The organism is Paraburkholderia sp. EG287B (genome assembly GCF_040965595.1).
Taxonomy (GTDB): Bacteria; Pseudomonadota; Gammaproteobacteria; order Burkholderiales; family Burkholderiaceae; genus Paraburkholderia.
This window is the reverse complement of record NZ_JBFRCG010000015.1, coordinates 113908-140501: the sequence shown is the minus strand read 5'-3', so window position 1 is coordinate 140501 and position 26594 is coordinate 113908. Positions and strand designations below refer to the sequence as shown.

Genomic DNA, 26594 nt, shown 5'->3' with positions numbered 1-26594 from the left:
CCCTTGCCATGACCGATAGCACGAACGCGCCGCTCGACGACGCGGACTATCTCGACGCGGCGCGCACGATCCGCATGCCGACGCCGGGGCGCAAGCGCGAGCGCGCGGCCGGCGCCGAAGCCGAACCCGCGCCGCAGCGCAAGCCGCAAGCCGCCGGGCCCGCGCTCGTGCCGCTCGATGCCGCGATCGCCGGGCGCAACCCGCTGCTGCGCGCGGCCAATCCGTTGCTGGAACTCGCGCTGCCGCTGCGCCGCCTGCCGAGCCACCCGGACCTCGACACGCTGCGCGCGCAGCTGATCCAGATGGTGCGCCGCTTCGAAGCCGACGGCCGCGCGTTCGGCGTGCCCGACACGCAGCTCGGCCCGGCGCGCTATTGCCTGTGCACCTTCATCGACGAGGCCATCGCGGCGACGCCGTGGGGCGCGGGAGTCTGGGGCCGCAGGAGCCTGCTCGTGACGTTTCACAACGAGGCCTCCGGCGGCGAGCGGCTGTTCGTCATGTTGCAGCGGCTCGCGCAAACCCCCGCCGCCGATATCGACCTGCTCGAACTGATCTACGTGATGCTCGCGCTTGGCTTCGACGGGCGCTACCGGCTCATCGAAGGCGGCAAGCGTCAGCTCGACGAGATTCGCGAACGCCTCGAACAGATGATCCGCGCGCAACGCGGCCCGGTCGAGCGCGCGCTGTCGCCGCATTGGCAACCCGCGGAGCAGGCGCGCGAACGGACGCTGGGTTTCGTGCCGCTGTGGGTCGCGCTGGCGCTCGCGGCCCTCGTGCTGATGGCGACCAGCCTCGTGCTCGGGCTGCGCATCAACGCGTTCTCCGACCCGGTGTTCGAGGCGATGCGCGGGATTCGGGTGGCGCCCGCGCCCGTGCTCGCGGCCAAGACGCAGGCTGCGCCGAAGTTCGGGTCGGCGCTCGATGGCTTTCTCGCCCCGGAGATCGCGCAAGGGCTGGTCACCGTCGGCGAATCGGGGGACCGCACGACCGTGACCATCAACAACAGCGCCGAAGGCACGCAGATCTTCGCGTCCGGCAGCGCCGAACTCGACCCGCGTTTCGTGCCGCTCGTGCAGCGCATCGGCGAGGCGTTGGCGGACAAGCCGGGCAATGTCGTCGTGATCGGGCATACGGACGACCAGCGCATCGTGTCGGCGCGCTTTCCTTCCAACGTCGCGCTCTCGCAGGCGCGCGCGGATACGGTGCGCGCGATCCTCGCGGCGCATCTCGCGGACCCTGCGCGCGTGAGCGCCGAAGGCCGCGGCGATACCGAGCCGGTCGCATCGAACGACACCGCGGCGGGCCGCGCGCGCAACCGCCGCGTGACCATCGCCATCCTTGCGCCGGGAGCCGCGCCATGAAGTGGATCCAGTGGTTCAAAAGGCCCGCTGTCGTCACGTTTGCGGGCGTACTGGCGCTTTGCGCGCTGGTCTGGTTCGAAGGGCCGCTCGTGGCGTTCAATGGCTCGGCGCCGCTCGAGAGCAGCGCCAGGCGCTGGGCCGTGATCGCGTTCATCCTCGCGTGCTGGGCGCTCTATTGGGGCGTCCGGTTTGCCAAGGCGCGCATCGCCAGTTCGACGTTCGTGCAGCGCCTCGTGTCCGATGCGCTCGATCCCGCGAAGCACGCGCCGGACCCCGCGCGCAAGGCCGCCGATGCCGACGTCGCGGTACTGCGCACGCGCTTCGAGGCGGCCCTGAAGACACTGCGCGAGTCGCGCGCGCCTGCCAGCGGCGCGCGCGGCATGCGGCGCCTGTTCGCGTGGCTCGCCCCGCGCCGCGAGACGCTCTACGACTTGCCGTGGTATCTCTTCGTCGGCGCGCCGGGCGCGGGCAAGACCACTGCGCTGGCGCACTCGGGGCTGCGCTTCCCGCTCGCAGACCGGCTCGGCGCGCAGGCGGTGGGCGGCGTGGGCGGCACACGCAACTGCGACTGGTGGTTCACGGATCACGCCGTGCTGCTCGACACGGCGGGCCGCTTCACCACGCAGGACAGCCACGAGCAGGCCGATCGCGGCGCATGGCTCGGCTTTCTCGGGCTGCTGCGCAAGTACCGGCCGCGCCGTCCGCTCGACGGCGTGATGGCCGTGGTTTCGGCCGCCGATCTGCTGCAACAGTCCGATGCGCAGCGCGCCACTTATGCCGCCGCGATCCGCGAGCGACTTGCCGAACTGAACCAGCAACTCGGTGTGCATCTGCCGGTGTACGTCGTCGTGACGAAAACCGACATGCTCGCGGGCTTCTCCGAGTATTTCGACGACTTCGGCCGCGACGAGCGCGAGCAGGTGTGGGGCATGACGTTCCCGCTCGCTGCGGAGAACGAGGCCGGCGAAGGCAGTGCGCCGCTCGCGCAGTTCTCCGAAGAGTTCGGCCTTTTGCATGCACAGCTACAAGGCCGTGTGCTGCAACGCATGCAGCAGGAAACCGACCCGCGGCGTCGCGCGCTGATCTATGCATTCCCGCAGCAGTTCGCGGGCATCGAGCGCGCGTTGCGGCGGTTTCTCGAAGAGGCATTCGGCGAATCGCGTTTCGCGCGCGCGCCGTCGCTGCGCGGCGTGTACTTCACGAGCGGCACGCAGAGCGGACGTCCGCTCGACCGCATGATGAGCGCGATGGCGGCATCGCTGGGCTTGAGCCGCGAGGTCGTGATGGCGGACGCCTCGAGCGGCCGCGCGTATTTCGTCAAGCGCCTGCTGCGCGACGTGATTTTCGCCGAGCAGGGCATCGCGGGCAGCGATCCGCGCGCCGTGCGGCGGCGCGCGCGCATTCAGCAGGCCACGATCGCGGGCATCGCCGTGTTGCTGGCGGCGGGGCTGATCGCCCTGTTCGCGAGCGACCGTGCGAATCGCCGTTTCGTCGATGCAAGCCGTCAGCAGACCGCCGCGCTCGCCGAGCTTGCGAAGAGGACCAGCGCGGGCGACGGTCCGCTTACGGTTCTGCCGCTGCTCGACGCCGCGCGCGATCTGCCCGGCGGCGAAGCGGAGCGTGCTTCGCGTGACACGCCGTGGTGGGCGCACCTTGGCCTCGATCAGCGCGAGAAGCTCGGCCTGCAAGCGCAGCGTGTGTACCAGCGCTTGTTGCGGCAGACCTTGCTGCCGATCGTCGTGCAAAGCATGGAGGACCAGCTTCGCCGCGGCAGCGCGGAAGATCCCGCCACGCTCTACGAAGCCCTGCGCGCGTACCTGATGCTGGGCGACCCGACGCATTTCGACCCGGACGCGCTGCAGGTCTGGGCGTTGCGTACCTGGCGAACGGCTTCGATGAAAGACGCGAGCGACGCGCAGCGCGCGGACATCGAGCAGCATTTGCAGGCGTTGTTCCGGCGTGGCGAGTTCGATGCGAACTTGCCGCTCGATCAGAACCTGATCGCCCAGGCGCGCGCCGTGCTCAACCGGGTGCCGCTCGCGCAGCGCCTGACAGGTCGTATCGATCAGCAACTCGCACAACTGCGCCTGGCGGATTTCACCGTGGCGAAGGCGGCAGGGCCGAGCGGACAGATCGTGTTCGTGAGACGCAGCGGCGCGCCGCTCACGCAAGGCATCGAGGGCGCCTACACGCGTGCGGGCTTCGACGCGTTCGTGCGTTTGCGCGATGACGCGCTCGCCAATCTGTCGAAGGACGACTGGGTGCTCGGCGCGGGCCAGACGCATACGGATGTGCAAAGCACCGAGGCATTGCGCGCGGCGCTCACGCGGCTCTACAGCGAGGAGGCGATCCGCCAGTGGGACGCATTGCTTGCCGATATCGCCGTCGTGCCGTTCAGCGCGCCGGATCAGGGCGCGCGCATCGCGAACCTGCTCGGCTCGGCGAATTCACCGTTGCGCGCGCTGATCCAGGGCGTCGCGCGCGAAACGACCTTCACGCCGCCGGCCGCCGCGCCCGGCAAGCTCGACGCGCTCAAGAACCGCATCGGCGCGCAGGCGGAGCCGCCCGCCGCGCCGACGCCCGTCGATACGCATTTTCAGGCGCTGCACGATCTGGCGGGCGCGGCGCTCGACGAATACATCAACGCGCTCAAGGACGCCGCGGCGACCCTGCAGGCGGAAGACACGGCGCGCAGGCAGTCGCTGCCGCCGCCCGCCACGGGCCCGCTCGACCACCTGAAGCTGCTCTCGCAGAACGCGCCCGCGCCGCTCGCGGCGGTGCTGCAAGGCGTAGCGGGCAACGCCGATACCGTGCAGATCCAGGGCCAGCGTGCGCAATTGCAGACGCTCTGGGCCACGACGGTCGCGCCCGCGTGCAGGCAGGCACTCGACGGCCGCTACCCGCTCGTGAGGACCTCGACGCGCGACGCCGCGCCCGACGACTTCGCGCGCGTGCTGGCGCCGGGCGGTTTGATCGACGCGTTCTTCCAGAAGAATCTGCAGAATCGGGTGGATACGTCCGGCACGGTATGGAAGTGGCGGCCCGAGGCGAAATCCCTCGGTATTCCCGACGATGTGCCGGTGGCGTTCCAGCGTGCGGCGACCTTGCGGGATGCGTTGTTTCGCGACGGCGGCCACGACGTGTCCGTGCATTTCTCGGCAAAGGTGGTTTCGCTCGATCCTTCGCTGAAGCGCTTCGTGCTCGATATCGACGGCACGCAACTGAGCGCGACGAGCGATGCGCCCAACGCCACCGCCGCGTTCCAGTGGCCGAGCGGGAAGGGCACGGGGCAGGCACATGTCGAACTCGACCCCGCGCCTGTGCCTCCGCCTCGCGCGGAAGGCCCCTGGGCGCTGTTCCATCTGCTCGACGCCGCGCGCATCGAGCAGGCCGGGCAGGCCGATCATTTCAACGCCACGTTCGACGGCGGCAAGGTCATGCTCGCGCTCGTGGCCGGCAGCGTGAACAATCCGTTGCGCGCGGGTGTGCTCAGTGGCTTTCGTTGCCCGACGTCGCTATGAACGCAGATGATCGAATCGACGCCGGCTTTTACGGGAAGGTCCGCACGCATGGCGATTTCGTCGGACGCGGACTATCCGCAGCTTTCGTCGGCCGTTGGGACGCGTGGCTGCAACGCGGCCTGCTGGCCGCGCGCGAGCGCCATGCCGGAGGCTGGCTCGAGCGCTATCTGGAGATGCCCGTGTGGCGTTTTTCGGCGCCACCCTCCGTGATCGACGACTGCGCGTGCACCGGCGTGCTCATGCCCGGCATCGACGCCGTGGGGCGCTATTTTCCATTCGTGATTGCGCGGCAAATCGAAGGCGCAGCGCGTGCCGTCGATTCGCGCTGGCACGTCGAGGCATGTGCGCTTGCCCTCTCGACGCTGGCGCCTTCGTTTTCACTAACGGCGTTCGAGTCGAAACTTGCTACGCTGCACGAGCAGCCAGTCGCATTGGCATCGTGCGAAGGCGCCAGCATGTGGTGGACTCAGGAGGATGGCGCAACGCATCGACACGAGGGCGCGCTCGATGCGAGCTTGTTCCTGGATCTGCTCGAAGCCTACGATATCGCACGCTAGTCGCTGTCGACATCCCATTCGCGGCGCAGCGCTTCGCGGTGCGGTTCCGGCACGGCGTCGAGCAGTTGCGTGTGGAAGGCGCGCAGATCGGTGGCGTGGGTGGCGGCGCGGCGCGCCACGATACGGGCGATGGGGCCGAGAAGCGTCGAGAGGCGCGAGGTAGCTTCGTTGACGCTTTCGGCGCTGATGGTCTGCGCGCCGATCGTGCGCGGCGCACCGGCGCCCACCGGAAGCAACAGCGAATCGAAGTCGCGCCGCGCATCGTCGGTGGGCAAGTGAGCGCTCAGGCGTTCGCGCAGCGTGTCGATGTTCGTCGCGCCTACGCATGCCCGCCGTACCAGCAGCGACGCCACGGGCCCGACATGGCTCGCGAGGCGCTTCTCCAGGTGCGCGACGAGTTCGGGGTCGAGCTGGGTCTGCGTGGGCGGCGTGGGGATCGGCGCTTCGAGAGCCGCATGCGCGAGCACGGTTCGTTCGGCATCCTCATGGACATCGGCAGCGAGTGCCGCAAGCAGCGCATCGCGCCATGCGCGCGCGCCGGCATAGCGCATCTGGGGGCGCTTCTCCATGCCCTTCATCACCAGGGCGTCGACATACGCAGGCAAGCCGCGCACGACGGCGGAAGGGGGAGGCGGCATCTCGTCGAGAATCTTGCGCATCACGGCGCCCGGCGTGCCCGCGAACGGGCACACGCCGGTAAGCATTTCGTAGAGCACGACGGCGGCGCTGAAGAGATCGGAACGTGCGTCGACGGCGTCGCCGGTGAACTGTTCCGGCGACATATAGCTCGGCGTGCCGAGCAGCGTGCCGGTTTGCGTGAGCTTGGACGTGTCGAGCTGAGCGATGCCGAAGTCCGCGACCTTGCATTCGCCGCGCGGCGAGATCAGCAGATTGGCGGGCTTGATGTCGCGATGTACGATGCCTGCGCCATGCGCGTAGTCGAGCGCATCGAGCAGTTGCGCGAACCAGCGCAGAGCGGCCAGCGGATTCATCTGCGCACCCGCGCGCGCGTGCTGCGCGAGATGCGCTGCGAGGGTTGCGCCGCGCACGTATTCCATCGTGATGAAGGCGGTGTCGCCCGTTTCGCCATAGTCGTACACCGCAACGATGTGAGGATGGGCGAGACGTCCCGCGGCGCGCGCTTCGTTCAGAAAGCGCGCGGTGAGTTCGTGATCCGCTTCGCCGCCCGCAGGCCGCTCGATGGTCTTGAGCGCCACCTTGCGCTCGATGCGCGGGTCGAACGCCAGATACACCACGCCCATTGCGCCGCGCCCGAGCACGCGCTCGATCACGTAGCGGTCGAAGGTCGAGGGGATGTCGGCGGAGTGGGACATCGCTTACGTCTGCTCTTCGTCGAGAATGCGGAACGCTTCGATGAGGCTGGTCTGCATGCGTCCGAACGACACCGCAAGCGATGCGATTTCGTCCGATCCGCCCGTTGGCAGCGTGGTCGCATCGAGCTTGCCGAGGCTCATTTCGTCGGCGGCGCGTGACAGCGCGCGGATGGGACGCGTGATCAGCACGTGCATCATCACGTTCATGACGATCAGCACGACCGCAAACACGGCGGAGAGCGAAAGCATGAACGTGCGCCAGACGGCTCGCCCGCGCGCAATGGGCTGCGCCATCGGCACGGACACGAACTCCGCGCCGATCACCTCGTTCATGGTCCAGCCGAAGCCGTTCGAGGTGCCGTACTTCTCGATCATCGTCGCGGGCGCGGCGTTCGGCGTGCTATGGCACTGCATGCAGGCAGTGTCGGTAATGCTGCTGGGCCGCGCGAGGAAGAACGAGCGGCCGCCCGGCGCATCGCGCTGGCCGGTCAGTTCCTTGAGTTCCGGATGATCGTGCAGATGGCGGATGACGTCGGTCTCCCAGTCGGTCGGGCGGTCGCGCGGATTGGTCGGGTTGAGCATCGTGGCGTTGTACGAGAAGTTCGGAAAGTCCTTGCCCAGCAGCTTGAGCATCTCGATGGCCGAAAACGCAGGGATCGATTCGGGCACGAAGCTGTACTTGATCTGCGTGGCGAGCAGCGGCGTGACGTGCGCCGCGGTGTAGCTCTGCATCGAGGATGCGGCGCTCGCGAGGATGTTGGCGTCGTGCGCGGTTTCTTCGAGCGCCTGCTTTTGCAGCAGACGGTCGGAGACCACGCCGATCACCACCAGCGCGATTGCGAAGATGATCAGGAATACCAGGTTGAATTTGACGCTGAGCGAGAGTCCGGGCTTCATGGCAGTGAAGGTTCGAGCCTTATGGATAGCGCACTTTGCGAACGCCTGGGCGCTCGGGCGGATAGAGCAGGGCGCGCCAGTCGGGCAGGGTGTTCAGATGCGCTTGAACATCGTGGCGAAACGCGCGATCGGTCAGACGCGAGCGAAAACGTGCGGGAAAGCTCTTGCGCGCGGGCAGTTTGCTGTCCAGCCACGGCGCGATGTCGTCGTAAGTGGCGGCGTGCGATGGCGGCGCAGTGTGTGCGGGCCTGGCGACGGCGAGCGGCTGCAAGGCGTCGCGAAATGCGACCGGCATGCCCGTGACGAAAGCGTCGGTGGGGCGCGCCGATATCTGCACATGGCCAGGGCTGCCGATGCTCGCGAAGCGGCCGGTTGGTATCTGCGTGGGCGGCCTGGCCGCGAAGGCATGCGTGCCGGTTTCGCTGAAAACGTTGACCGTTTGCGTGCCTTCTTGCGCTGCGATGATCGCCGCCGCGCTCGATCCAACATCGAGCGCGCCGGGTTCCGTGTCCACGCGCACCTGGGCACAGGGCGCGGTGGCACACGCGGCTGCGGCGACCTTCAGCCAGCCGCTGAGCAAGGCGACATGGGCGTCGGCCACGAGCATCGCGCGAGTTCGCGGACCGAGCGCGACGAGCGTGCCGTGCTCGTCCTGCAGATGCGCCACGCCATCGCGCGATTCGAGCAGGTCGCCGTCGCGCAAGGTGTCGCCCGCCGCTGCCGAGGTCACGCTCGCGCCGCGCACGACGCCGATGGGTGCATCGGTGCTCGCGAGCCGCCAGGCGGCCTGCGCAGGCGACGCGAGCACCGCCGCGATGACGATGCCCGCTACCCAGATGTGCAATCGATGAATCATGCCGAGCCATTGATCGAGGGTTCCTCAACACAACAGCCCGGCGGCGAAATTATTCCGCGCCGACCCTGGCGCTTATCCGTTATGCGGCTGTACGGCTTCCTGAGCCTCGCTGAACAGCGCGGCCGTATCGAGGTTGGAGATGCGCTTGCCGAGCGCGGCGAGATCGACGTCGCCCGCCTGGCCGATCAGCGCGTAGGCCAGCTCGTTCTGCCGCCATGTGGTGACGCCCATCGAGTCGACGGTGCGCGAGGCGACCGCTTCGTCCGGGCGCGCGTCCTTCATCACGCACAATGCGATGGGCGGCCCGCTGCGCGGCAGATAAACGATCTGCACGAGCGGCTTGTCGTGAAAGCGCAGGCGCTGCACCGACTTGAAGGTGAGCCCGGCGCTGCTCAGATCGGGCACGCGCAGCGCGAGACGGTCGTCGCGGCGGATGTCTTCGACGACCCGGGCGGCGAGCGCCGGATCGTCCTGCCGGTAGGCGACGGTTTCCCGTGTATAGAGCTTCTGGTAGCCAACCGCCGCCTTCACCCACGGCGACGGCTCCGATGCGCTCGCGAGTTGCGAGGCGCCGGAGCCCTGGCCGCCAGGCCCGAACAGCGCGTCGAAGCGCACGAACTGGCCGGCCACGAACGCGCCCGCCACGCATGCCGCCGCGAGCCAGACCGGCACGCGGCGCAGGCGCGATCTCACGGGCGCCGAGGGTTGTTGCTCCGCGGCTGGCATCGTGGCGTCGTTCGCACTCGAAGACGGTTGCGCGGGTTGCCCGGTTTGCGCGCGCACCATTTCCTCGATGCCAAGTTGCAGCGATTCGGGCACGGACGGCAGCGTTTGCTGGGCGAAGGCACCGGCGAAATCGACCTGCGAGGTGCGCAGCAGCGTGACCTTCTTGCGCGCCTCGGCGGACTCGCGCAACTGCGCTTCGATCGCGGCGCGCTCGTCCGGCGACAGGCGGCCGTCCACATAGGCGAGTAACTGTGCGTCGTCGGCAATCATGCGAGTGAGTCCTTCTGCTGCGGGGCGGGCGGCGCCTTGGGCGCTGCACCGCTGAACATGGCGCCGACCGATTGCCGCGCTCGCGAGAGCCGGCTCATTACGGTGCCAATGGGTATCTTGAGCACGTCGGCGGCCTGCTGGTACGTCATGCCTTCGACCGCGACGAGCAGCATCACCACACGCTGGGCTTCGGGCAGGCGCTCGACTGCCTCGATGATCTGGCTATGCATGAGTTGTGTTTCGGGGCCATTATCGACGGGATCGGGGAGATTTTCGAGGAAATCGTCGTCCCACTCGAAGCTCGCGCGCTTGCGCACGCTGCGGGCTCGCAGCTCGTTGATCCATGTGGAATGCATGATGGAGTACATCCAGCTCAGCGGAGCCGTGTCGGGTTGAAGCTGATGCGCGCGTTCGAGCCCGCGCAGGCAGGCGCGCTGCACGAGGTCTTCGGCGTCGTGCTGGTCCCCGGACAGGCGCAGCGCAAACGCCCAAAGCCGCGGAATCATGGCGGGAAGCATCCCCGGTAAGTCTGTACCGCTCATCGAAGGGTTTTCTCCACGATCCCCGTTCAATCCGGACTGGCGTGCGCTGCGGTCGTGTGCGACCGTCTGGTCAAGGGCGCGCGGCTCGGGCCATTTTGGTGAACTAGTAACGAAACACCTGGCCGGTGGGCTTTATTCCATGCTTTCGTTCGGGTTGCGTTCGCGCCGCCTTCAATGGCCTTCAGCGGCCTTTCGTGCCGGCGCGCGCTTCTTCGCTCGTGCGCCGGTCGAACGACACCGCGTAAGCGGCGGCGCGCGCGGCGAGCAGCGGGTCGTCGGAGGGCGCGATGCCCACCGGCAGCACCGTTGGGTCGAAATTGATGTCGCGGCAGGGGCCGTCGATCTGCGACTGGGCATGCTCGATGACGATGGTACCCGCATCGACGCGATGCTGCTCGCGTTCGACGGGCCAGGCGCGGGTGGCGTCGTCCACCGGGTCGCCCGCACCCGCGGGCGTCAGCATGAGGTGCCAGCGCACCGGAGCCGATTCCAATTGCACCTTCAGGTCGTGCGCGAGAAAGTCGGGGTCTCTCGCGTCCGGATCATGCGTATCTAGCGGCGCGTAAGGCACGTCGGGCACGACGCTCCAGCGCACGAATCGCGTGTTGCCGCTTGCGTCGGTGAAGCGAAACGCATCGATACCGTAATAGCTCGCGTTATAGAACGCAGAAGCCGGCGGATGCGCGGCGAGCCAGTCGCGCAGCGCGTTGGTTTCGGGGTGGCTCGCAAAGAACGCGTCGAGTCTCGCGGGGTCGGGGCGGCCCGTGCGCTTGTCGTGCTCCATGGCCTCTTGCAGTTCGTAAACCGCTTGTGGCGTGCGCACCGCGAATACGGGCGCGGAATTCATGCCGGTGCGCCATTGCTCGCCGTCTTGCATCGCGAAGCGCAGCGCAAAGCTGCGCACGGTCGTGTCCGCGTCGTCTTCAGCGGGATTGCCGCCGGGCGCGGAGAAGCGCCCGAGCAACGGCGTGCGGCCACGCTCGAATACGCTCGCGCGAGACAGCGCCGTGCCGTTGCCGTTGCTGTCGAAATAGCCGCTCACGCAGATGCCTTTTGCATGGTTGCGGCGAAACCCGGGATGCGTGCCGGCGCTGCGTTCGAATGCGTCGATGAGCCGGTCGGGCGTGAGCGCGGCCCGGGCGCCGGGCCAGTGTATCCAGCCCGCGGTCCATGCGAACGCCGCGGCACAGGCCGCTAGCGTGAGCGCGATGAATGCGTACCTGACAATGAGTTGCGAAAGCGAAAGACGGGACATAAATCAGCGCAGGGGCCTCATACAGCCGCTGATGCATGGAAAGGCCCTCTATGAATCTCGTGCGTTGCCGTCATGCGGCGAGGCCGTTATGGTAATCCGCTTGCCGCTATTCTGTGTGCACTGAACGACGACGGTATACCTACGTATGGGGGCGTCATCCAAAAGCGTCTGTCCGTTTATGCGCGGGAAGAATAGCGGCCAGCCGCGCTTGTCCTTAAGCTTCAGTCATTCGCAATGAGTGGGCGCAAGACACAGGACGTTCCGCTTTCGGCAGACGGGGCATGCGTGACATACACGCTCATCCAGAATATGGGAGTTAGCCGTGGTGAGATTGGATTCGTGGCGGTCGACATACGCGGGAGGCGCGCTCGATGGCGGCGGCCCCGGCGAAAACATGCGCCTCGTGCAGCCGTGTGGTGCCGATGACCCCAACGATCGAACACACGCGCCGGATGGCGACGCCGCAGCAGTAGCGCCGGATTGCACGCGCAATCCGTGGGCGCACGTGGTCTCGGGCCTGCTGGCCTCGCCGGCTTCGAGAACCAGCGTTGCGCGCCGCGCGCCCGCAGTGCGCACGCGCAGCGATCTGCGCGCCGCGGATCACAGCACCTACGCAAGTTGCACGGTCAAGATAGAAGAGCGGCTGGCCAATTCGTCGTTTACGCTCTCGTGGAGCGACCCGACGCGCTGCAGCTACCGCGAGCAGGTCTGGAAGCGCGCAATCGCCAGAAAGTCGGGCATCTGTGTGCTGTCCGGCGAGCACATCAAGCGAGGCGATGCGGTTTTCCGGCCGCTGGCGCGCCGCTACAAGGTCCCGTTGAATTCGGGGGCGATGATCCTCGCCGCGTCGCTGGAGGCGTGGGGCGCTCGCCTGGCCGACCCCGAATCGCTCGAATGGCCGGAATAACCGGGCATGGCGGACAGATCGAAGCGGCTTCGCTGGAGGGGAAAGGGGCGTGCTTCCGGTTTTCGCTGCCTCAAGGCGGAGGCGGAGGCGGTGGCAGGCGCGCTTAGACGCTGTGCCGATCGCAGGCGGATGGCCTGCCTGGATGCTGGAGCGGGAGACGAGTCTCGAACTCGCGACCTCAACCTTGGCAAGGTTGCGCTCTACCAACTGAGCTACTCCCGCATGTCTGGCTCCCCGACCTGGGCTCGAACCAGGGACCTACGGATTAACAGTCCGGCGCTCTACCGACTGAGCTATCGGGGAATCAAGGAGGCCGGATTGTACAGGAGATTTTTTGATCCTGCAGCTTTTTCCTGACAAATCTCGATGAGGCGGATTGGGGAGGATTAAGTTGGGAATATAACGGGTTACGGTGTATTACCTACGGCCAATCGGCGCTCGGCCATCCCGTGGCTCCACCACGCAAGGCAAGTCTGGATCTACCCATGGGGCCACTGCTTGTCTATCGTAGGCGGCATCTCAACCCGAACCGTAGAGGAAGCCAAACGATGTCCTTCGCCGATGCCGTCAACGAACCCGCCGCCGACACCAGCGCGGCGCCTTCGCAACGCACGCGCGTGCGCCGGGTCGCGCAGCGCGCGCACTACGACGCAGCGACGCTGCATGCGATTCTTGACGAAGCCTACGTCTGCCACGTCGCCTTCAGCGACGAGCACGGCGTGCATTGCATCCCCACTGCATGCTGGCGCGAGGGCGATCATCTCTACATTCACGGCTCGAACGGCAGCCGCATGCTGCGCCTCGCGGCCGATGGCGCCCAGGTTTGCGTGACCGTGACGCATCTCGACGGCCTCGTGCTCGCGCGCTCGGCGTTCAATCATTCGATGAACTATCGTTCCGCCGTGATTTACGGCGTGTTCGAGGTCGTGACAGAGGAACACAAGGCAGCCGTGCTCGATGCCTTCATGGAGCACATCGCGCCGGGCCGCCGGCATGAAGTGCGGGCGGGCAACCGCAAGGAACTGGCGGCGACCACGGTCATGCGCATTGCGCTCGCGGAGTCCGTGACGAAGATCCGCACAGGCGGCCCGAAGGACGACGAGGAGGACATGGATCGTCCCGTCTGGGCAGGCGTGCTGCCGCTGACGCTCGCGCCGCTGCCGCCCGTGGCCGATACCGCAACGCCGGAGCGCGAGGCTCCGGCTTACGTGAAGACCTGGTCAAACCGGCGCGACGGCTGACCACGGACTGCGGCGTTCACCGCGCCGACGTGAGGGAGTGCAGCTTCGCGCGCAGCGGGTCGATGGCAAACTCGCGCGCTCTGCGCAATACGCGCCGAAGCTGCTCCGCGGCGAGGGGAAATTCAATGAGCCTGCCGCGCCAGGTGAGTACGACGAAATGCGACTCGTACCAGCTTTTATGATTTGACCAACGCTCCTTGTAGCTCGAGAAGTATGGGCGGAAGTCGAAATCGCGGCCGTTCGCGAGCGCCCATCGCGCCATGCTGTCCACCAGCAGGTTGCCGACGGAGCGGGCGGCGTAGGCCTCGTCATACGTCGTGATGAAATACTCCAGTCTGCGCGGCCCAGTCAGATTGACGGATGCCGCAATCGGAACGCCGTCCAGTTTGACGAACGAGACCAGTGGAGTCGTGACGAGATCGGTCCGCCCGGCGAGTTCGATGAAGAAGTCGCGCACGTCGTCATTCATCAGATACGGGGCGTCGAGGCCGCGAGAGAGCACCCAGTTGCGCTTGGTCGCAAAGAGCCACGTGAGTACTGCTCGGGCGTCGTCGACGCCCTTGCACCAGCCGTATTCAACTGCGCCGTCCTCCGAAAGCCGCCTTGCCAGACGTCGCAATGGTCGCCGTAGCGAGTCGGGCCTCGTGGCGATGAAGGCGTCGAAGCTGGGGAACCGCGACAGTTCCATGGAGTACCCGGACAGCAGGCGCCATCGCTCCGGCAGCGCGCGCAAGACCCACGACAGAGGCGCACGCGAGAGCGACTCGTGAAGCGGGCCATTGCATTCGACGAAGCGTATCTCCAGCACGTCGGCGTCGACGCTGCGTAACGCATCGACGGCGGCGTCATGGAAGCGCGCGTCGCCTCGATCGGATACGAGCGGGCCGCCATATTCCTCGTTGCTGCCGCAGCCGAGTGCGCGTGCGACCCGGTACGCGCCTTCGCGCGCAATGCACAGCGGCCAGAGCGCGACGAGCGCGGCGCCGTCGTAGACCAGCGCGACACTGACCGCCGCGCCGCGCGCGAATGCCTTGGCCGCCGCAAGTTCGCAGTAGGTAAACTCGAGTGTCGCCGGGCACGTCGTGCAGACGGCTTCCCAGCAAGGGCGCAGTTTCAGGAAATCCGCGTGGGTGCTGCATACGCGGATCTCGTGGCGAAGGCTACCCGTGGTCGCGCGGGCGGCGACGTCGGGAAGGAAAGCAGTCTCGGTCGGTGAGTTTCGCATCATGTTGTCCCGGTAGTCCGATTCGGCGGAGCGTCAATCTCACATTTTCCTTATCGCTATGGACTCCGAACGAGATACGTATGAACATCGGAGGCATATCCATATGATCCATCGAAATAACTCGCACAGCGCGCGAAAGTATTCCGATTGCTTGAAATTGGCGGCGGACGACTAATGCCTGGTGAAAGGGTGGTAGGAGGAATACGGACTTGCGGTAAAACGCACCGCACCATCGCATGAATGCGTTTGGCCTTCGGCATGAGTTGCCGCTCGATTAGTCCGTTGAATGATCAACTACGTGGAGATCCGACCGACGACGAACATGGCGATTGCCGAGCCCGTAAAATTTGATCGCGAACGGTCGCGTTCAATCCTGGTCAGGCGATGGCGGACCAGAGCATGCTGGCGATTGCGACGAGGTAGAACACTGCCGTGATGATTGCCGCCACGCGGAGCGGCCGGCCGACTGCCGAACTGCTGGTGATAACGACCAGGCTTATCCCGATGCCGATCAGCGCGAGCACGAAGAGTCGCGGCAGCAGACTAAAGCCATCCAGCCCAACCTTGAAGATCGACCAGCCCAGGGCGGCGGCGAACATGCCGAAATACCACCATAGTCCCGCTGAGCGGTTCCATAGCATGAGGATGCCAGCGCCGATCAGTGCAACGCCGGCAACGAAGTAGTAAGGCGCGTGGCCCATCCAGGGTATCCACCCGCCCAGCACTGCGAACGCCGCGCCGACGAGGATGATCCATTCTGCGGTCTCGGCAGGAGACGTCCAGCGGCGGTAAGACATACAAGTCCCCCTAATGCAGACAAACCGGGCTTTACAGTGAGTCTTGCTGAAGTCTGAAACTGACTCATCGACGCATCGATGAAGAAGCTCAAAGCAAAGTCCCACGTTGATGCTAAGCAGCCGATGTGCCCAGGTCAAGAGTGATAACCCTTTGAATTTGTAAGAACTTAAGAACCTATTCGCATTCAATTTTTTCGCGCGAAAGAAATGCATGTCTATGGCATTCGCGATAGTCGACATTACCGGCTCAATGGATTTTCCCGGCAAGAGTTGCAGCGCGAGGCTGCATGCAGAGAAGCACGCGTCAACATTACTTGCGGCAGGCGGCGTGCCGTTGGCCGATATCGCCAGCCATGCTTTCGATCTGAGAAATACTTGGTTCGTTCGCACCCATCATGCAGATAGGCTGCGTACTTCGCCGGCGCGCAGGTTCAGCGGCAGCGCAAGGGCAACGAGAAAAAAAGGAAAAGCGATAATGAAAAGCAGCATCTGGGGCGCAGTGCCAGGCGCACTGTTGACGGCACTTCTGGTGGTGGCATCGACGTCCGCGCAGGCGGATCGTCTGGACGACATCAAGCGGGCGGGCGTATTGCGCGTCGCTGCATTCGACAGCAATCCGCCGTTCGGTTTCGTCGATCCGCAAGACAATCAGATCGTTGGGCTCGACGTGGACTATGCGCGCGCCGTCGCCAAAAGCCTGGGCGTGAAGCTCGAAGTTCAGCCCACCAATCCCGCCAATCGCATCGCCTTTCTGAAGTCGGGCAAGGTCGATCTGGTATTCGCCAACTTTACGATTACCGACGATCGCAGGAAGGAAGTGGATTTCAGCACGCCGTACTTCGCGTCGGGCACCCAGTTCATTGCGAAGAAGGGCGTGCTGAAGTCTTCGGAACAGCTCAATGGCCTGCGTATCGGCGCGGACAAAGGCACGACCAACGAACAGCAAGTGCGGGCGAAATTCCCGGGCGCAACCATCGTCGCTTACGATGACACGCCTTTCGCTTTCGCTGCGCTGCGCACGGGCAACGTGCAGGCCATCACGCAGGACGGCCCGAAGCTCGTCGCGCTGCTGGCACGCGCGCCGGACAAGGCGGGCTACGAGATTTCCCCGTTCACGATCTCGAACGACTACGAAGGCGTTGGCGTGCCCAAAGGCGAGACGCGTCTGCTCGATGCGGTGAACAGCACGCTGACGCACCTGGAAAGCGACGGCGAGGCCGCGCAGATCTACGACAAGTGGTTCGGCCCGAAGAGTGCAGCGCCGCTGCCCCGTCTCTTCAAGATCGGCGACCCGCAAAAGAACAGTTGAGCGCGGCGCTTGATTCATGCATAACTGGCTTGAACCGAAGTATCTCGCGTGGCTCGAACAAGGCTTCTTCGTCACGCTGATGCTCTCTGCCTGCGCGGCGTCGTGTGCGACGCCGCTCGGCTTTCTGCTGGCGGTTGCACGCACGGCCCGCACTCGCGCGATTGCGCGCGCTGCGGCGCTCTACGTGTTCGTCTTCCGCAATTCTCCATTGCTCGTTCAATTGCTGTTCTGGTACTTCGGCGTCGCGGCCTTGCTGCCGTCCGGCTGGATGACCTGGCTTAACACGCCGCACCTGGCGACGTTCGGGCCGCTCACGCTGCGCTGGCCGAGCTTCGAACTGTTCGCCGGCTGGGTCGGATTGACCTGCTACACCACGGCGTTCATCGGCGAAGAGTTTCTGGCCGGCTTGCGCGGCGTGAACCACGCGCAGTGGCAGGCGGCCGCGGCGCTTGGCATGCGCCGGTACGTAACCCTGCGCTACGTGATCCTGCCGCAAGCGTTGCGCATCGCCACGCCGCCGCTCGCTGGCCAATACATGAACGTGATCAAGAACTCGTCGCTGACGATGGCGATAGGCGTGGGCGAACTGTCGTACATGTCGCGGCAGGTCGATACCGAAAGCTTCAGGACCTTCCAGGCATTCGGCACCGCGACCGTATTCTATGTGCTGGCCATCGCGGTCATCGAGGTCGCATTGGTGCTCTGGCAACGCGCCGGCCTGCACGGTTTGCAGCGAGGCCGTGCGTGAACGGGTTCGCGTGGTTTCCTGCTTTGCGTTATTTGCTGATCGGCGCATTTCCGGCGGGGCCGCTGGGAGGCGTTGCATTGACGATCGCGCTCTCGGTGGTGTCGGCGCTGCTCGCGGCCCTGACCGGATTCGCGCTGGGTGTCGCGCTCGCCATGACGCGCGGCGGCGTCCGTCTCGCGCTGACCACCGTGGTCGCGTTCTTTCGCGCGATACCCGTGCTGATGCTGATTTTCTGGACCTTCTTCCTGATGCCGATCCTGCTGCACATCGACGTTCCTGGTCTTGCGACCGTCGTGTGCGCGCTGGCGCTGATCGGCGGGGCGTATCTGTCGCATTCGGTCTATGCGGGCATCACGTCGATCAGCGAAGGCCAGCGGCAAGCAGCGCTTTCGCTGGGCTTGACGCGCTGGCAGGCATTACGCGAAGTCATCCTGCCGCAAGCCGTGCGGGTCATGATGCCGTCGTTCGTCAACCAGTGGGCGGCGTTGATCAAGGATACGTCGCTTGCCTATATCGTCGGCGTGCCGGAATTCACGTTCCTCGCCAATCAGCTCAATAACCGTCTGCTGGTGTACCCGGCGCAAATCTTCCTGTTCGTCGGGCTCGTCTATCTGCTGCTGTGCGGTGCGTTGCAGTGGATCGCCAATGCGCTGCTCACGCGACGTGAGCCGGGCTTTTAACCAATTGATGAGGATGACGATATAACCGCGAACACCGGCGCGGGCCGCACTTGCCCGGCGTGATCCAGGCTAAGCGGACTCCGGGGGTGTCGCCACCGGGAATATGCCGATTTGCGCACGTGAAATTGTCGTGCTAGTTTTTCATGAAATTTAACATGAAAAATTTCACGAACCCGTCATGTTCGCCGAATCGACTCGTCATATCGAAAGCTATTACGCCCGTCACTACGCCCAGCGCGGGGTGCTGCCCGAGCGCCCCGCGCTGGCAGGCGACTACCACGCAGACGTGCTGGTCGTAGGCGCGGGCTTCAGCGGCCTGCACACGGCGTTGCGGCTCGCGCTGGCCGGCCGCCGCGTCGCGGTTGTCGAGGCGAGCCGCGTGGCGTGGGCCGCCTCGGGGCGCAACGGCGGTCAGGCGCTGCCCGGCTGGTCGTGCGACATGCCGCCGTTCGAGCAGGCGCTGGGTCTGGCGGGCGCGCGGGCGCTGTGGGACAGCATGCGCTGGGCCGCCGCCGAGGTGCGCGAGTTGCCCGCGCGGCATGGCTTCGACATCGACTACCGGCCAGGCAGCTTGTGGGCGGCGGTGCGGCGCTCGCGTGTCGCCATGCTCGAAGCCGCGCGCGACGAGGCCGCGCAGAAGTGGGGCTACGATCGCCTGCGCGTCATCACCGAGCCAGAGATGCCGGAGTGGATCGGCAGCCGCCGTTATCGCGCGGCGCTCTACGATCCCGAGGCGGGGCATCTCGATCCGCTCAAGCTGGCGCTCGGCCTCGCCGACGCCATCGAGCGCGCGGGCGGCGCCATCTTCGAGCAAAGCCGCGTGCTCGCCTATCGCGAAACGCCGGGGGGCTACGTGGCGAGCACGCGGGAAGGCACGGTGCGCGCCGGCACGCTGGTGCTCGCCTGCAATGCCTACATCGACCGGCTCGATCGCGAGCTGGCGGGCCGCGTGCTGCCCGTGGGCACCTGGCAGATCGCCACGCGCAGGCTCGACCCTGCGCTTGCCCGCTCGCTGCTGCCGCGCAACAGTTGCGTGATCGACAATCAGTTCGTGCCGGACTACTTTCGCCTGAGCCCGGACGATCGCCTGCTCTTTGGCGGCGCGTGCACGTATCTCGGCGGCATCCCGAAGGACATCGGCGCCGCGATCCGGCCGAGTCTCGAGCGTGCGTTTCCACAGTTGCGCGGCATCGAATTCGAATACGCGTGGGGCGGTCATATCGACATCAGCATTCGCCGCACGCCCGACGTCGGTCACGCACGCGATCGCTACTGGCTGCAGGGCTTTTCCGGGCACGGCATCCTGCCGACGCTCGCGGCGGCGCGTGCCGTTGCCGACGCCATCCTCGGCGAGCCGCACTTGCTCTCGCTCTACGAGCGCATTCATAATCCGCGCTTTCCGGGCGGCGAGCGCTTCGCCGCGCCGCTCGAGGCGCTCGGCAAGCTGTGGTATCGCCTGCGCGACGTCGTGTGACAGAGAGAACCGCATGGACCAGCAGGACGAAATCGAAGGCCTCGCAATCCTCATTCGCGATCTGCGCAAGCACAAGAAGGTGACGCTCGCCGAACTCGCGCAAAAGATCGGCCGCTCGGTGGGCTTTCTTTCGCAGGTCGAGCGGGGGCTTTCGCGGCCCACGGTGGCGGATCTCACGGCCATCGGCGAGGCGCTGCAGACGCCCACCACGTACTTCTATAGCGTGAGCATGCCGCGCGAGCTGCCGTGGGTCACGCGGCCTGGCGAGCGGCGCACGCTCTACTATGGCGGCGGCATTACGGACGTGCTCGTTTCGCCCAGCATGTCGTCGGGTTTCTCGATGCTGGAGAGCCGGCTCGAACCCGGCGCGACGAGCGGCGAGCGCCCCGTGGACGACAGCGACGAGCAGGGCGGCTTCGTGCTCGAAGGCGAGCTGACGGTCTGGGTGGAGGGCAGCGACGAGCCCGTGACGCTGCGGACCAACGACAGCTTTCAGTTGCCGGCGCGTTGCCGCTTTCGCTACGCCAATCTCGCCGATGCGCCCGCGCGCGTGCTATGGGTTTTCACCTGAACCGCGGTAATCAGCATCACTGATCAATCCGTTGGCTGACGACGCGATTTCCCTTTGCGCGGACGACACCAGAGTCGAAAGGCGCGCATGCCGCCTTACGTTGCGCAACTGAAAGACAGGATGCGATTCGGGCCGCCGCGATCCCCATTCCGGAGGACGCCGCCGAAGCTGCGGGGCGACCCAGGCGCCGCGGTCGATGCGGCCCGGCTGGCTCGCCGGATGCTGCCGGGCGACCTCTCCGAGGGGGGAGAGCAGGCTGGCGGCAGTCCCGGCGAGACATTTTTTTCTGGCTTGGTGATTACCGGAAATATCGCCGATTTTCGCTACGCCTCAGCGGCCATCTGCACGAATTATTCCTGCATAAACCCGCCTGAAACCGCCGCAATGTCGTTTTTGTGCATTTTTGCCCATTTTTAACGTGTTTTTGTCTACACACTGACTCCGTGTTGTGCTATTGATTCGGCTTTCGCCGTCATGCACGTCGGAGGCAAAACACGTGCCGGGCGGGCGATCGGCGCGTTTCCATATGCAACGCGATTTGCCTGTTTCGCCCGCGTGAGGTAGGGTATGCAGGTTTTCTCAACTCAACACAGGTAGCAGATGAACAAACAGGAACTCATTGACGCAGTCGCCGCTAGCACGGGCGAGACCAAGGCAGCCACGGGCGCAGCTATCGACGCGATCCTCGACGTCGTCACGCGTGCGGTCACCTCGGGTGACTCCGTGCAACTGGTCGGCTTCGGCTCGTTCTCGACTGGCCAGCGTGCCGCCCGCGTGGGCCGCAACCCTGCCACGGGCGCGGAGATCCAGATTGCCGCCGCCAAGACGGTGAAGTTCACCGCTGGCAAGGCATTCAAGGACGCCGTCAACGCGTCGTGATGCCAGGTCCGCCGTCATGGCGGCGCGCGCGTTGCCGGCTAGCTTGCTGGCGCGCGGCGCAGCATCACGCCAGTGCGGTGGCCCGCACTCGGGCAGGTGGCGTCGCGCCGCTGGCCTGAGTGCGTGAAACGAGGGCGCAAGGCCCTCGGCAAGCCGGCATGTTCACATGCCGGCCGCTTTTTCTTCCCCGCCTTTCTTACGGTATCCGAAGCGTTTCTCGATCGTCACGCATCACGCGCGGCGTCGGCTTCCAGCGACGTGCGGCTCGTTTCGTTGCGGCGGCGCTTGGCCTCGTACATCGCCGCGTCCGCTTCACGCAGCATCGCTTCCACGCTTTCGCCTTCCCCGCAGCTCGCAAAGCCCATTGAAAAGCTCAGCTTCGGTCCGCCGTAAAACTGGTTGTTCAACTCCACCAGTTTGGTGATGCTGTCCACCACGGTTTCCGCATCGCGCAGGTCGGCGCCGGGCATCAGCACGGCGAATTCGTCACCGCCGATGCGCGCGGCCTGATACGGCTTCTGGATCGCTTTCGCGAGCACTTCACCGGCACGGCGCAGTAACGCGTCGCCGGCCGCGTGGCCCAGCTGGTCGTTCACCGTCTTCAGGTTGTCCATATCGACGACGATCGCGCTTACCGGGAACGGCCCCTTGCGATGCAGACGATTGAGTTCGTCCACATAGAACGAGCGGCTCTTGAGCTTCGTGAGCACGTCGTGCTTGCCGAGGAATTCGAGGTAGGCCTCGGCTTTCTTGCGCGCCGTGATGTCGGTGAGCGCGAGCAGCACGAGGTCCCATTGCGCTTCGTGGCCCGGGAACACGGAAAACTGCAGGTGGACGTTGACCTCGCTGCCGTCGAGCGCGTAGTTCACCACCTCGCGCTGCTGAAAGAGGCGGCCTTCCCAGAGATCGAGCAACTGCTCGCGGAAGTGCGGGCGCATTTCGTCGCGGAACACCTCGGGCAGGCGCGCGAGCAGCGTGGCCTTGTCCGGTGCGCGAAACATGCCCAGCGTGTAGTGATTCACGTCGAGCACCTGGATTTCGCTCATGCAGCGCTCGACGAATTCAGGGTGGACGTCGGTGAAGGTGCGAAAGTCGACGATGCCCTGCTCGCGGACTTCGTTGAGCAGCTCGCGAATGGCGGAGAAGTTTTCGACCCACAGCGAAACCGGCGAGTGTTCGAAAACGCCGAGCGCGTATTGCTCGCTCACGGTCGCCCGATGGCGCGCTTCTTCGAGCGCCGAGACGTCTTCGATGGCCACGAGCACGCGGCTCCAGTCGGCTTCGTGGCCCGGCAGGATCACGCCGCGCAACAGGATGTCCATGCGCCGGCCGCGCAGCGTGTAGTTCACGCTCTTGCTCTCGAACGTGGCGTGGCCGGCCCACATCTGCTCGAGTTCGCCCACGTGCGCCTGGAACATGTCGTCGCGCAGCACCTGCGGAAGATGCGCGGCGAGTTCTTCGTAGTCCCGCGCACCGTAAAGATCGAGCGTATGGCGATTGACCTTGAGCACGCGGATGCAGGCCGAGCATTCGGCCACGCGGCGCGGATCGTCTTCGAGGAACTGGCGCAGGCTGGTCACGCCTTGTGCGCGCCAGCGGTCGAACAGCGCGCGCAGCTGGCTATAGTCTTCGAGCCACAGCGAAGTGGGCGTCACGTCGAAGAAGTCGAGCAGATCGACGCCCATGTTGGCAAAACTGGCCGCGGTGGCCGGGGTGCCTTGTTGCATGTCGGTTGGATGTAAGGGAACGGGGTGCGGCGGGCTGCACCGCACGAATTACCGAATCCTGGCACACCTTGGGGCCCGAGTGGGCATCGACGATGCAGATGTCACCTCGCCAGGCGATACGCTACGCATCGAAAGGCGGCGCAGGGCGCTCAGTCGGACGTTTCGATCGAATCGACACGATTCGGATAGAACGCAAGGTGGTCCTTGATCGCCGACACCGCTTCATGCGGCGTTTCATAAGTCCATATCGCGTTCACGGCTCGCGCGCCGCCTGGCGTGATCGAGTAGTACGAAGCCTCGCCCTTGTACGGGCACCAGCTCTTGTGTTCCGTGCGCGAGAGCAGCGACATGTCGGCGTCCTCGCGCGGTATGTAGAACACGGCAGGATAGCTCGCCTCTTGCAGCGTGAGCGCGCGGCGCGTGTCGGCGACCACGCGGCCGCCTGCTTTCACCACCACGCGCGTGTGCGCCGGTTCGACCGTGATCGGATGATCGGGGCCGGGAATCTTGACGGTCCGGGTGTCCATGGCTGGGTTCCTCGCGAAAGGGGAAATACGGGTGTTTAGCCGAATACATCATATGCAATTGCAGATTAACTGGTAGGGGAAAACGCTGCAGGCTGTTTCAATGAGGGCGCGACTGAGTTCGACGCACGGGCGGCGATAGTCACGCGATTGCGCCGCGTGCCATCACGCTTCCAGTCTTCACCCGCGCCTTCATTTACCCGCAGCAGGATCACTGATGAGCCTCGATATCTTCTGGTTCTTGCCGACTTCCGGCGACACCCGCTACCTCGGCAAATCCGATTTCGGCCGCGCGCCGACCAACGCCTACATGCGCCAGATCGCCGTGACCGCCGAAGAACTCGGCTATGACGGCCTCCTCATTCCCACCGGCAGCAGTTGCCTCGACCCGTGGGTGACGGCGGCGAGCCTCGCGCCGGTCACGCAGCGCATCAAGTTGCTCGTCGCGCTGCGCACGTCGCTCGGCGGTCCTACCGCTTCGGCGCGCCAGGCGGCCACGCTCGACCAGGCGTTGAACGGCCGCTTGCTGCTCAACGTCGTGCCGGGCGGCGACGCCACCGAACTCGCGGCCGACGGCGTGTTCCTCTCGCACGACGAGCGCTACGAAGCCGCCGACGAATTCCTGACGATCTGGCGCGACCTGCTGCGCGGCGAGACGGTGAACTTCGAGGGCAAGCATTTGCGCGTGCAGGGCGCGCAGAACTTTCACGCGCCGGTCCAGACGCCGCATCCGCCGCTGTATTTCGGCGGCTCGTCGCCGGCGGCGCACGAACTGGCGGCAAAGCACGTGGACGCCTATCTCACGTGGGGCGAGCCGCCCGAGGCCGTCGCGCAGAAGTTCGCCGATATCCGCGCGCGGGCGGCGCGCCATGGACGCACGCTCAGGCTCGGCGTGCGCCTGCACGTGATCGTGCGCGAGACCAATGACGAAGCGTGGGGCGCCGCCGGGCGCCTCATCAGCAAGCTCGACGATGACGACATCCGCCGCGCCCAGGAAAACTACGCGCGCATGGATTCGGTGGGCCAGCGCCGCATGGCCGAGCTGCACAGCGGCAGCCGCGACAAGCTCGAGATCAGCCCGAACCTGTGGGCCGGCGTGGGCCTCGTGCGCGGCGGCGCGGGCACGGCGCTCGTGGGCGATCCGCAAACCGTGGCGGCGCGCCTGAAGGAATACGTGGACGCCGGCGCGGACAGCTTCGTGCTCTCGGGCTATCCTCACCTCGAAGAGGCGATCCGCTTCGCCGAACTGGTGTTCCCGCTGCTGCCGGGCAAGAAGCCGGTGACGCTGCGCGACCAGGCCTTGACGGGCGGTGCGTTCGACGTGCGTGCGCGTGAGCGGGCCCAGGAGTCCGCGCGCGCGTGAGCGCCGCCGTGCGCGGCAAGCGGGCCGGGTCCAGGGGGCTCGCCGGGCGATTATTCGTGTGAGCGATGTTTTCGATTTATTCGCGTGAGTGATATTTGTTAAATATTCCCCACAGGCATATAATCGATTTATGCCTCACAGGAATATGCCATGAAGATCATCGTCCAGACGCCAGGCGGGCTTGGCGAGATTCTGCAATCGGCGCGCAAGGCGCGCGGCCTGACCCAGGCGCAGGCCGCGGCGCATCTCGGCATCGGCCAGCCGCGTCTTTCCGCGCTCGAAACCACGGGCGCCGCCAGCCTCTCGCTCGAGCAGATGCTCGCTTTGTTCGCGCTCTACGGGCTGGAACTCTGCGTGCAGTCGCGCGAGGCGGCGGCCGGCGCGCCGGAGTGGTGAGCATGGGCCGTAAATCGCATTCGCGCGCGCTATCGATCTGGGCCAACGGCGAGCGTGTCGGCACGTGGGTCATGACGCCCGCCGGCGACACCGAGCTGCGCTATGACGACGCCTGGAAGCGTTCGGCGGTAGGCCGGCCGCTTTCGCTCTCGCTGCCGTTCGGCATCGGCGACGTGCCGTTGCGCGGCGAGCGCGTGACGCACTATTTCGACAACCTCCTGCCCGACAGCGAGCCCATTCGCCGCCGCATTGCCACGCGCTTTCGCACCGATACGCTCGAGGCCTTCGACCTGCTCAAGGCCATCGGGCGCGATTGCGTGGGCGCGGTGCAACTGCTGGGCGAGGACGAAACGCCGGGGCGCATCGACCGCATCGAAGGCACGGCGCTGAGCGATGCCGTCATCGAGCGTCTGCTGCTCGAAACGGCCGGTGCGCTGCCCGGTGGGGCGCTCGAGACCGACGATCTGCGCATTTCACTGGCGGGCGCGCAGGAGAAGACCGCGCTCCTGCGCCACCGCGGCAAATGGCTGCTGCCGCGCGGCGCCACGCCCACCACCCATATTCTCAAGCTGCCGCTGGGGCTGATCGGCCATCGCAAGGTGGACTTCAATACCTCGGTCGAGAACGAATGGCTTTGCCTGGCACTGCTGAGGGCCTACGGGTTGCCCGCTTCGCAGGCGCAGATCCTCCAGTTCGGCGCGCAGAAGGTGCTCAGCGTGGAGCGCTTCGATCGTACGCGCTCGCGCACCGGTGGCCTGCTGCGGCTGCCGCAGGAGGACTTCTGCCAGGCGCTCGGCGTGCCGCCGCATCGCAAGTACGAAGCGCACGGCGGCCCCGGTGTGCGCGAAATTGCGGGGCTCCTGCGCCAGTCGCTGCAGGCGCGCGAGGACCTCGATACGTTTCTCACCGCGCAAATCGTCTTCTGGATGCTCGCGGCGCCGGACGGTCACGCGAAGAATTTCAGCATCCGCCTGCTGCCGGCAGGGCGCTTTCAGCTCGCGCCGCTCTATGACGTCATGTCGATCTGGCCCGTGGAGGGCGACGGCGGCAATCAATGGTCGTGGCACAAGGCGTCGCTCGCCATGGCGGTGTGGGGCAAGGCGCGCCACTATCGCATGCGCGACGTGAAGCGCACGCATTTCGACGCCACCGCGCGGCTGTGCCACTACGGGCCGGATGCGGGGCCGCTGATCGAGCGCGTGCTGGCGCGTACGCCCGGTGCGATCGAAGCAGTCGCGGCGGCGCTGCCGGAAGGCTTTCCCGAGCGGGTGGCAGAGCGGCTCTTCGACGGCTTGCGTTTTTCGGCGGAGCGGCTGGCGGCGCAGTGACGGTGTGCCCAGCGGGAAACCGTGGTGGCGGAATCCATTACGTTCAGGAGGATTCGCCGCGCGAGATCGGCGCGGCCGTGCGCGCATTCCTGAACGAACTGGCGTA

General features: G+C 65.9%; 25 protein-coding genes and 2 tRNA genes. 15 read left to right on the top strand and 12 right to left on the bottom strand.

What is annotated here, in order from left to right; translation table 11 throughout:
- Positions 1 to 8 precede the first annotated feature (8 nt).
- From tssL to tagF, 3 genes are read left to right on the top strand one after another with little or no spacing between them, the layout of a single operon-like run.
- Positions 9 to 1361 carry a type VI secretion system protein TssL, long form gene (gene tssL / locus AB4Y40_RS27355; RefSeq protein WP_368690485.1) on the top strand — a complete coding sequence of 451 codons (1353 nt, stop codon included), beginning with the start codon at positions 9 to 11 and terminating at the stop codon, positions 1359 to 1361.
- On the top strand, positions 1358 to 4882 hold the full coding sequence (gene tssM, locus AB4Y40_RS27350; RefSeq protein WP_368690484.1) for a type VI secretion system membrane subunit TssM: 3525 nt from the start codon (positions 1358 to 1360) through the stop codon (positions 4880 to 4882). Before tssL ends, tssM begins: the two co-directional genes overlap by 4 nt.
- A complete protein-coding gene (gene tagF, locus AB4Y40_RS27345) occupies positions 4879 to 5439 on the top strand; it encodes a type VI secretion system-associated protein TagF (protein ID WP_368690483.1) in 561 nt (186 codons plus the stop codon). Before tssM ends, tagF begins: the two co-directional genes overlap by 4 nt.
- Here tagF and AB4Y40_RS27340 read toward each other — a convergent pair.
- The 6 genes from AB4Y40_RS27340 to AB4Y40_RS27315 form a co-directional block, all read right to left on the bottom strand.
- Positions 5436 to 6773, bottom strand: a complete 1338-nt coding sequence (locus tag AB4Y40_RS27340; RefSeq protein ID WP_368690482.1) for a serine/threonine-protein kinase — start codon at positions 6771 to 6773, stop codon at positions 5436 to 5438. The two genes, tagF and AB4Y40_RS27340, sit on opposite strands and share 4 nt — an antisense overlap.
- 3 nt (positions 6774 to 6776) lie before the next feature.
- Positions 6777 to 7670 (bottom strand): DUF3365 domain-containing protein, encoded by an 894-nt coding sequence (locus tag AB4Y40_RS27335; protein ID WP_368690481.1) that lies wholly within the window; start codon positions 7668 to 7670, stop codon positions 6777 to 6779.
- 19 nt (positions 7671 to 7689) lie between these two features.
- The gene (locus AB4Y40_RS27330) at positions 7690 to 8526 is read right to left on the bottom strand and encodes a hypothetical protein (protein WP_368690480.1); all 837 of its coding nucleotides are present in this window, start codon (positions 8524 to 8526) and stop codon (positions 7690 to 7692) included.
- Between the two features lie 72 nt (positions 8527 to 8598).
- Positions 8599 to 9522 (bottom strand): anti-sigma factor, encoded by a 924-nt coding sequence (locus AB4Y40_RS27325; protein ID WP_368690479.1) that lies wholly within the window; start codon positions 9520 to 9522, stop codon positions 8599 to 8601.
- Positions 9519 to 10064: an RNA polymerase sigma factor gene (locus tag AB4Y40_RS27320; protein WP_368690478.1), complete on the bottom strand. Its 546-nt coding sequence runs from the start codon at positions 10062 to 10064 to the stop codon at positions 9519 to 9521. The genes AB4Y40_RS27325 and AB4Y40_RS27320 overlap by 4 nt, the downstream gene beginning before the upstream one ends.
- Positions 10065 to 10245: 181 nt before the next feature.
- Entirely contained in the window at positions 10246 to 11319 is a 1074-nt protein-coding gene (locus AB4Y40_RS27315) for a catalase family peroxidase (protein ID WP_368690477.1), read from the bottom strand.
- A 322-nt stretch (positions 11320 to 11641) separates the two neighbouring features.
- Here AB4Y40_RS27315 and AB4Y40_RS27310 point away from each other — a divergent pair, with 322 nt between their 5' ends.
- On the top strand, positions 11642 to 12226 hold the full coding sequence (locus AB4Y40_RS27310) for a DUF3331 domain-containing protein (protein WP_368690476.1): 585 nt from the start codon (positions 11642 to 11644) through the stop codon (positions 12224 to 12226).
- A 146-nt stretch (positions 12227 to 12372) separates the two neighbouring features.
- On the opposite strand, the gene AB4Y40_RS27305 is transcribed toward AB4Y40_RS27310, so the two are convergent.
- Positions 12373 to 12448, bottom strand: a tRNA-Gly gene (locus AB4Y40_RS27305).
- Positions 12449 to 12453: 5 nt separating this feature from the next.
- Positions 12454 to 12529: transfer RNA gene (locus AB4Y40_RS27300), tRNA-Asn, on the bottom strand.
- Between the two features lie 245 nt (positions 12530 to 12774).
- Between AB4Y40_RS27300 and AB4Y40_RS27295 the strand changes: the two genes are divergently transcribed.
- Positions 12775 to 13467, top strand: coding sequence for a pyridoxamine 5'-phosphate oxidase family protein (locus tag AB4Y40_RS27295; protein WP_368690475.1), 693 nt, complete (start codon positions 12775 to 12777; stop codon positions 13465 to 13467).
- Positions 13468 to 13483: 16 nt separating this feature from the next.
- Here AB4Y40_RS27295 and AB4Y40_RS27290 read toward each other — a convergent pair whose 3' ends face one another.
- Both AB4Y40_RS27290 and AB4Y40_RS27285 read right to left on the bottom strand, forming a co-directional pair.
- The gene (locus AB4Y40_RS27290; protein WP_368690474.1) at positions 13484 to 14695 is read right to left on the bottom strand and encodes a GNAT family N-acetyltransferase; all 1212 of its coding nucleotides are present in this window, start codon (positions 14693 to 14695) and stop codon (positions 13484 to 13486) included.
- A 374-nt stretch (positions 14696 to 15069) separates the two neighbouring features.
- Positions 15070 to 15489 (bottom strand): hypothetical protein, encoded by a 420-nt coding sequence (locus AB4Y40_RS27285; RefSeq protein ID WP_342923355.1) that lies wholly within the window; start codon positions 15487 to 15489, stop codon positions 15070 to 15072.
- Positions 15490 to 15964: 475 nt separating this feature from the next.
- Here AB4Y40_RS27285 and AB4Y40_RS27280 point away from each other — a divergent pair, with 475 nt between their 5' ends.
- The 7 genes from AB4Y40_RS27280 (at position 15965) to AB4Y40_RS27250 (ending at position 21150) form a co-directional block, all read left to right on the top strand.
- Positions 15965 to 16798: an ABC transporter substrate-binding protein gene (locus AB4Y40_RS27280; RefSeq protein ID WP_368690473.1), complete on the top strand. Its 834-nt coding sequence runs from the start codon at positions 15965 to 15967 to the stop codon at positions 16796 to 16798.
- A 16-nt stretch (positions 16799 to 16814) separates the two neighbouring features.
- The gene (locus tag AB4Y40_RS27275; protein WP_368690472.1) at positions 16815 to 17546 is read left to right on the top strand and encodes an amino acid ABC transporter permease; all 732 of its coding nucleotides are present in this window, start codon (positions 16815 to 16817) and stop codon (positions 17544 to 17546) included.
- Positions 17543 to 18226 (top strand): amino acid ABC transporter permease, encoded by a 684-nt coding sequence (locus tag AB4Y40_RS27270; RefSeq protein WP_368690471.1) that lies wholly within the window; start codon positions 17543 to 17545, stop codon positions 18224 to 18226. Before AB4Y40_RS27275 ends, AB4Y40_RS27270 begins: the two co-directional genes overlap by 4 nt.
- 178 nt (positions 18227 to 18404) lie before the next feature.
- The gene (locus AB4Y40_RS27265) at positions 18405 to 19700 is read left to right on the top strand and encodes an NAD(P)/FAD-dependent oxidoreductase (RefSeq protein WP_368690470.1); all 1296 of its coding nucleotides are present in this window, start codon (positions 18405 to 18407) and stop codon (positions 19698 to 19700) included.
- A 13-nt stretch (positions 19701 to 19713) separates the two neighbouring features.
- Entirely contained in the window at positions 19714 to 20271 is a 558-nt protein-coding gene (locus tag AB4Y40_RS27260) for a helix-turn-helix domain-containing protein (RefSeq protein WP_368690469.1), read from the top strand.
- 87 nt (positions 20272 to 20358) lie between these two features.
- Positions 20359 to 20688 (top strand): hypothetical protein, encoded by a 330-nt coding sequence (locus tag AB4Y40_RS27255; protein WP_368690468.1) that lies wholly within the window; start codon positions 20359 to 20361, stop codon positions 20686 to 20688.
- Positions 20689 to 20871: 183 nt separating this feature from the next.
- Positions 20872 to 21150 (top strand): HU family DNA-binding protein, encoded by a 279-nt coding sequence (locus AB4Y40_RS27250; protein WP_028207645.1) that lies wholly within the window; start codon positions 20872 to 20874, stop codon positions 21148 to 21150.
- A gap of 224 nt (positions 21151 to 21374) precedes the next feature.
- Here the strand turns inward: AB4Y40_RS27250 and AB4Y40_RS27245 are convergent, their stop codons facing one another.
- Both AB4Y40_RS27245 and AB4Y40_RS27240 read right to left on the bottom strand, forming a co-directional pair.
- A complete protein-coding gene (locus tag AB4Y40_RS27245; RefSeq protein ID WP_368690467.1) occupies positions 21375 to 22877 on the bottom strand; it encodes a diguanylate cyclase in 1503 nt (500 codons plus the stop codon).
- A 149-nt stretch (positions 22878 to 23026) separates the two neighbouring features.
- A complete protein-coding gene (locus AB4Y40_RS27240) occupies positions 23027 to 23404 on the bottom strand; it encodes a DUF427 domain-containing protein (RefSeq protein ID WP_368690466.1) in 378 nt (125 codons plus the stop codon).
- Between the two features lie 214 nt (positions 23405 to 23618).
- Here AB4Y40_RS27240 and ssuD point away from each other — a divergent pair, with 214 nt between their 5' ends.
- From ssuD to AB4Y40_RS27225, 3 genes are all read left to right on the top strand, one after another.
- Positions 23619 to 24764 (top strand): FMNH2-dependent alkanesulfonate monooxygenase, encoded by a 1146-nt coding sequence (ssuD, locus tag AB4Y40_RS27235; RefSeq protein ID WP_368690465.1) that lies wholly within the window; start codon positions 23619 to 23621, stop codon positions 24762 to 24764.
- 150 nt (positions 24765 to 24914) lie between these two features.
- The gene (locus AB4Y40_RS27230; protein ID WP_342923347.1) at positions 24915 to 25160 is read left to right on the top strand and encodes a helix-turn-helix transcriptional regulator; all 246 of its coding nucleotides are present in this window, start codon (positions 24915 to 24917) and stop codon (positions 25158 to 25160) included.
- 2 nt (positions 25161 to 25162) lie between these two features.
- The gene (locus AB4Y40_RS27225; protein ID WP_368690464.1) at positions 25163 to 26488 is read left to right on the top strand and encodes a type II toxin-antitoxin system HipA family toxin; all 1326 of its coding nucleotides are present in this window, start codon (positions 25163 to 25165) and stop codon (positions 26486 to 26488) included.
- The last annotated feature ends 106 nt before the right edge of the window (positions 26489 to 26594 follow it).

What these genes read in the sequence shown, in the direction of transcription:
- tssL (WP_368690485.1), top strand. Translation starts at nt 9, where the DNA reads ATGACCGATAGCACGAACGCGCCGCTCGACGACGCGGACTATCTCGAC.
- tssM (WP_368690484.1), top strand. Translation starts at nt 1,358, where the DNA reads ATGAAGTGGATCCAGTGGTTCAAAAGGCCCGCTGTCGTCACGTTTGCG.
- tagF (WP_368690483.1), top strand. Translation starts at nt 4,879, where the DNA reads ATGAACGCAGATGATCGAATCGACGCCGGCTTTTACGGGAAGGTCCGC.
- AB4Y40_RS27340 (WP_368690482.1), bottom strand. Translation starts at nt 6,773, where the DNA reads ATGTCCCACTCCGCCGACATCCCCTCGACCTTCGACCGCTACGTGATC.
- AB4Y40_RS27335 (WP_368690481.1), bottom strand. Translation starts at nt 7,670, where the DNA reads ATGAAGCCCGGACTCTCGCTCAGCGTCAAATTCAACCTGGTATTCCTG.
- AB4Y40_RS27330 (WP_368690480.1), bottom strand. Translation starts at nt 8,526, where the DNA reads ATGATTCATCGATTGCACATCTGGGTAGCGGGCATCGTCATCGCGGCG.
- AB4Y40_RS27325 (WP_368690479.1), bottom strand. Translation starts at nt 9,522, where the DNA reads ATGATTGCCGACGACGCACAGTTACTCGCCTATGTGGACGGCCGCCTG.
- AB4Y40_RS27320 (WP_368690478.1), bottom strand. Translation starts at nt 10,064, where the DNA reads ATGAGCGGTACAGACTTACCGGGGATGCTTCCCGCCATGATTCCGCGG.
- AB4Y40_RS27315 (WP_368690477.1), bottom strand. Translation starts at nt 11,319, where the DNA reads ATGTCCCGTCTTTCGCTTTCGCAACTCATTGTCAGGTACGCATTCATC.
- AB4Y40_RS27295 (WP_368690475.1), top strand. Translation starts at nt 12,775, where the DNA reads ATGTCCTTCGCCGATGCCGTCAACGAACCCGCCGCCGACACCAGCGCG.
- AB4Y40_RS27290 (WP_368690474.1), bottom strand. Translation starts at nt 14,695, where the DNA reads ATGATGCGAAACTCACCGACCGAGACTGCTTTCCTTCCCGACGTCGCC.
- AB4Y40_RS27285 (WP_342923355.1), bottom strand. Translation starts at nt 15,489, where the DNA reads ATGTCTTACCGCCGCTGGACGTCTCCTGCCGAGACCGCAGAATGGATC.
- AB4Y40_RS27280 (WP_368690473.1), top strand. Translation starts at nt 15,965, where the DNA reads ATGAAAAGCAGCATCTGGGGCGCAGTGCCAGGCGCACTGTTGACGGCA.
- AB4Y40_RS27275 (WP_368690472.1), top strand. Translation starts at nt 16,815, where the DNA reads ATGCATAACTGGCTTGAACCGAAGTATCTCGCGTGGCTCGAACAAGGC.
- AB4Y40_RS27265 (WP_368690470.1), top strand. Translation starts at nt 18,405, where the DNA reads ATGTTCGCCGAATCGACTCGTCATATCGAAAGCTATTACGCCCGTCAC.
- AB4Y40_RS27260 (WP_368690469.1), top strand. Translation starts at nt 19,714, where the DNA reads ATGGACCAGCAGGACGAAATCGAAGGCCTCGCAATCCTCATTCGCGAT.
- AB4Y40_RS27255 (WP_368690468.1), top strand. Translation starts at nt 20,359, where the DNA reads ATGCCGCCTTACGTTGCGCAACTGAAAGACAGGATGCGATTCGGGCCG.
- AB4Y40_RS27250 (WP_028207645.1), top strand. Translation starts at nt 20,872, where the DNA reads ATGAACAAACAGGAACTCATTGACGCAGTCGCCGCTAGCACGGGCGAG.
- AB4Y40_RS27245 (WP_368690467.1), bottom strand. Translation starts at nt 22,877, where the DNA reads ATGCAACAAGGCACCCCGGCCACCGCGGCCAGTTTTGCCAACATGGGC.
- AB4Y40_RS27240 (WP_368690466.1), bottom strand. Translation starts at nt 23,404, where the DNA reads ATGGACACCCGGACCGTCAAGATTCCCGGCCCCGATCATCCGATCACG.
- ssuD (WP_368690465.1), top strand. Translation starts at nt 23,619, where the DNA reads ATGAGCCTCGATATCTTCTGGTTCTTGCCGACTTCCGGCGACACCCGC.
- AB4Y40_RS27230 (WP_342923347.1), top strand. Translation starts at nt 24,915, where the DNA reads ATGAAGATCATCGTCCAGACGCCAGGCGGGCTTGGCGAGATTCTGCAA.
- AB4Y40_RS27225 (WP_368690464.1), top strand. Translation starts at nt 25,163, where the DNA reads ATGGGCCGTAAATCGCATTCGCGCGCGCTATCGATCTGGGCCAACGGC.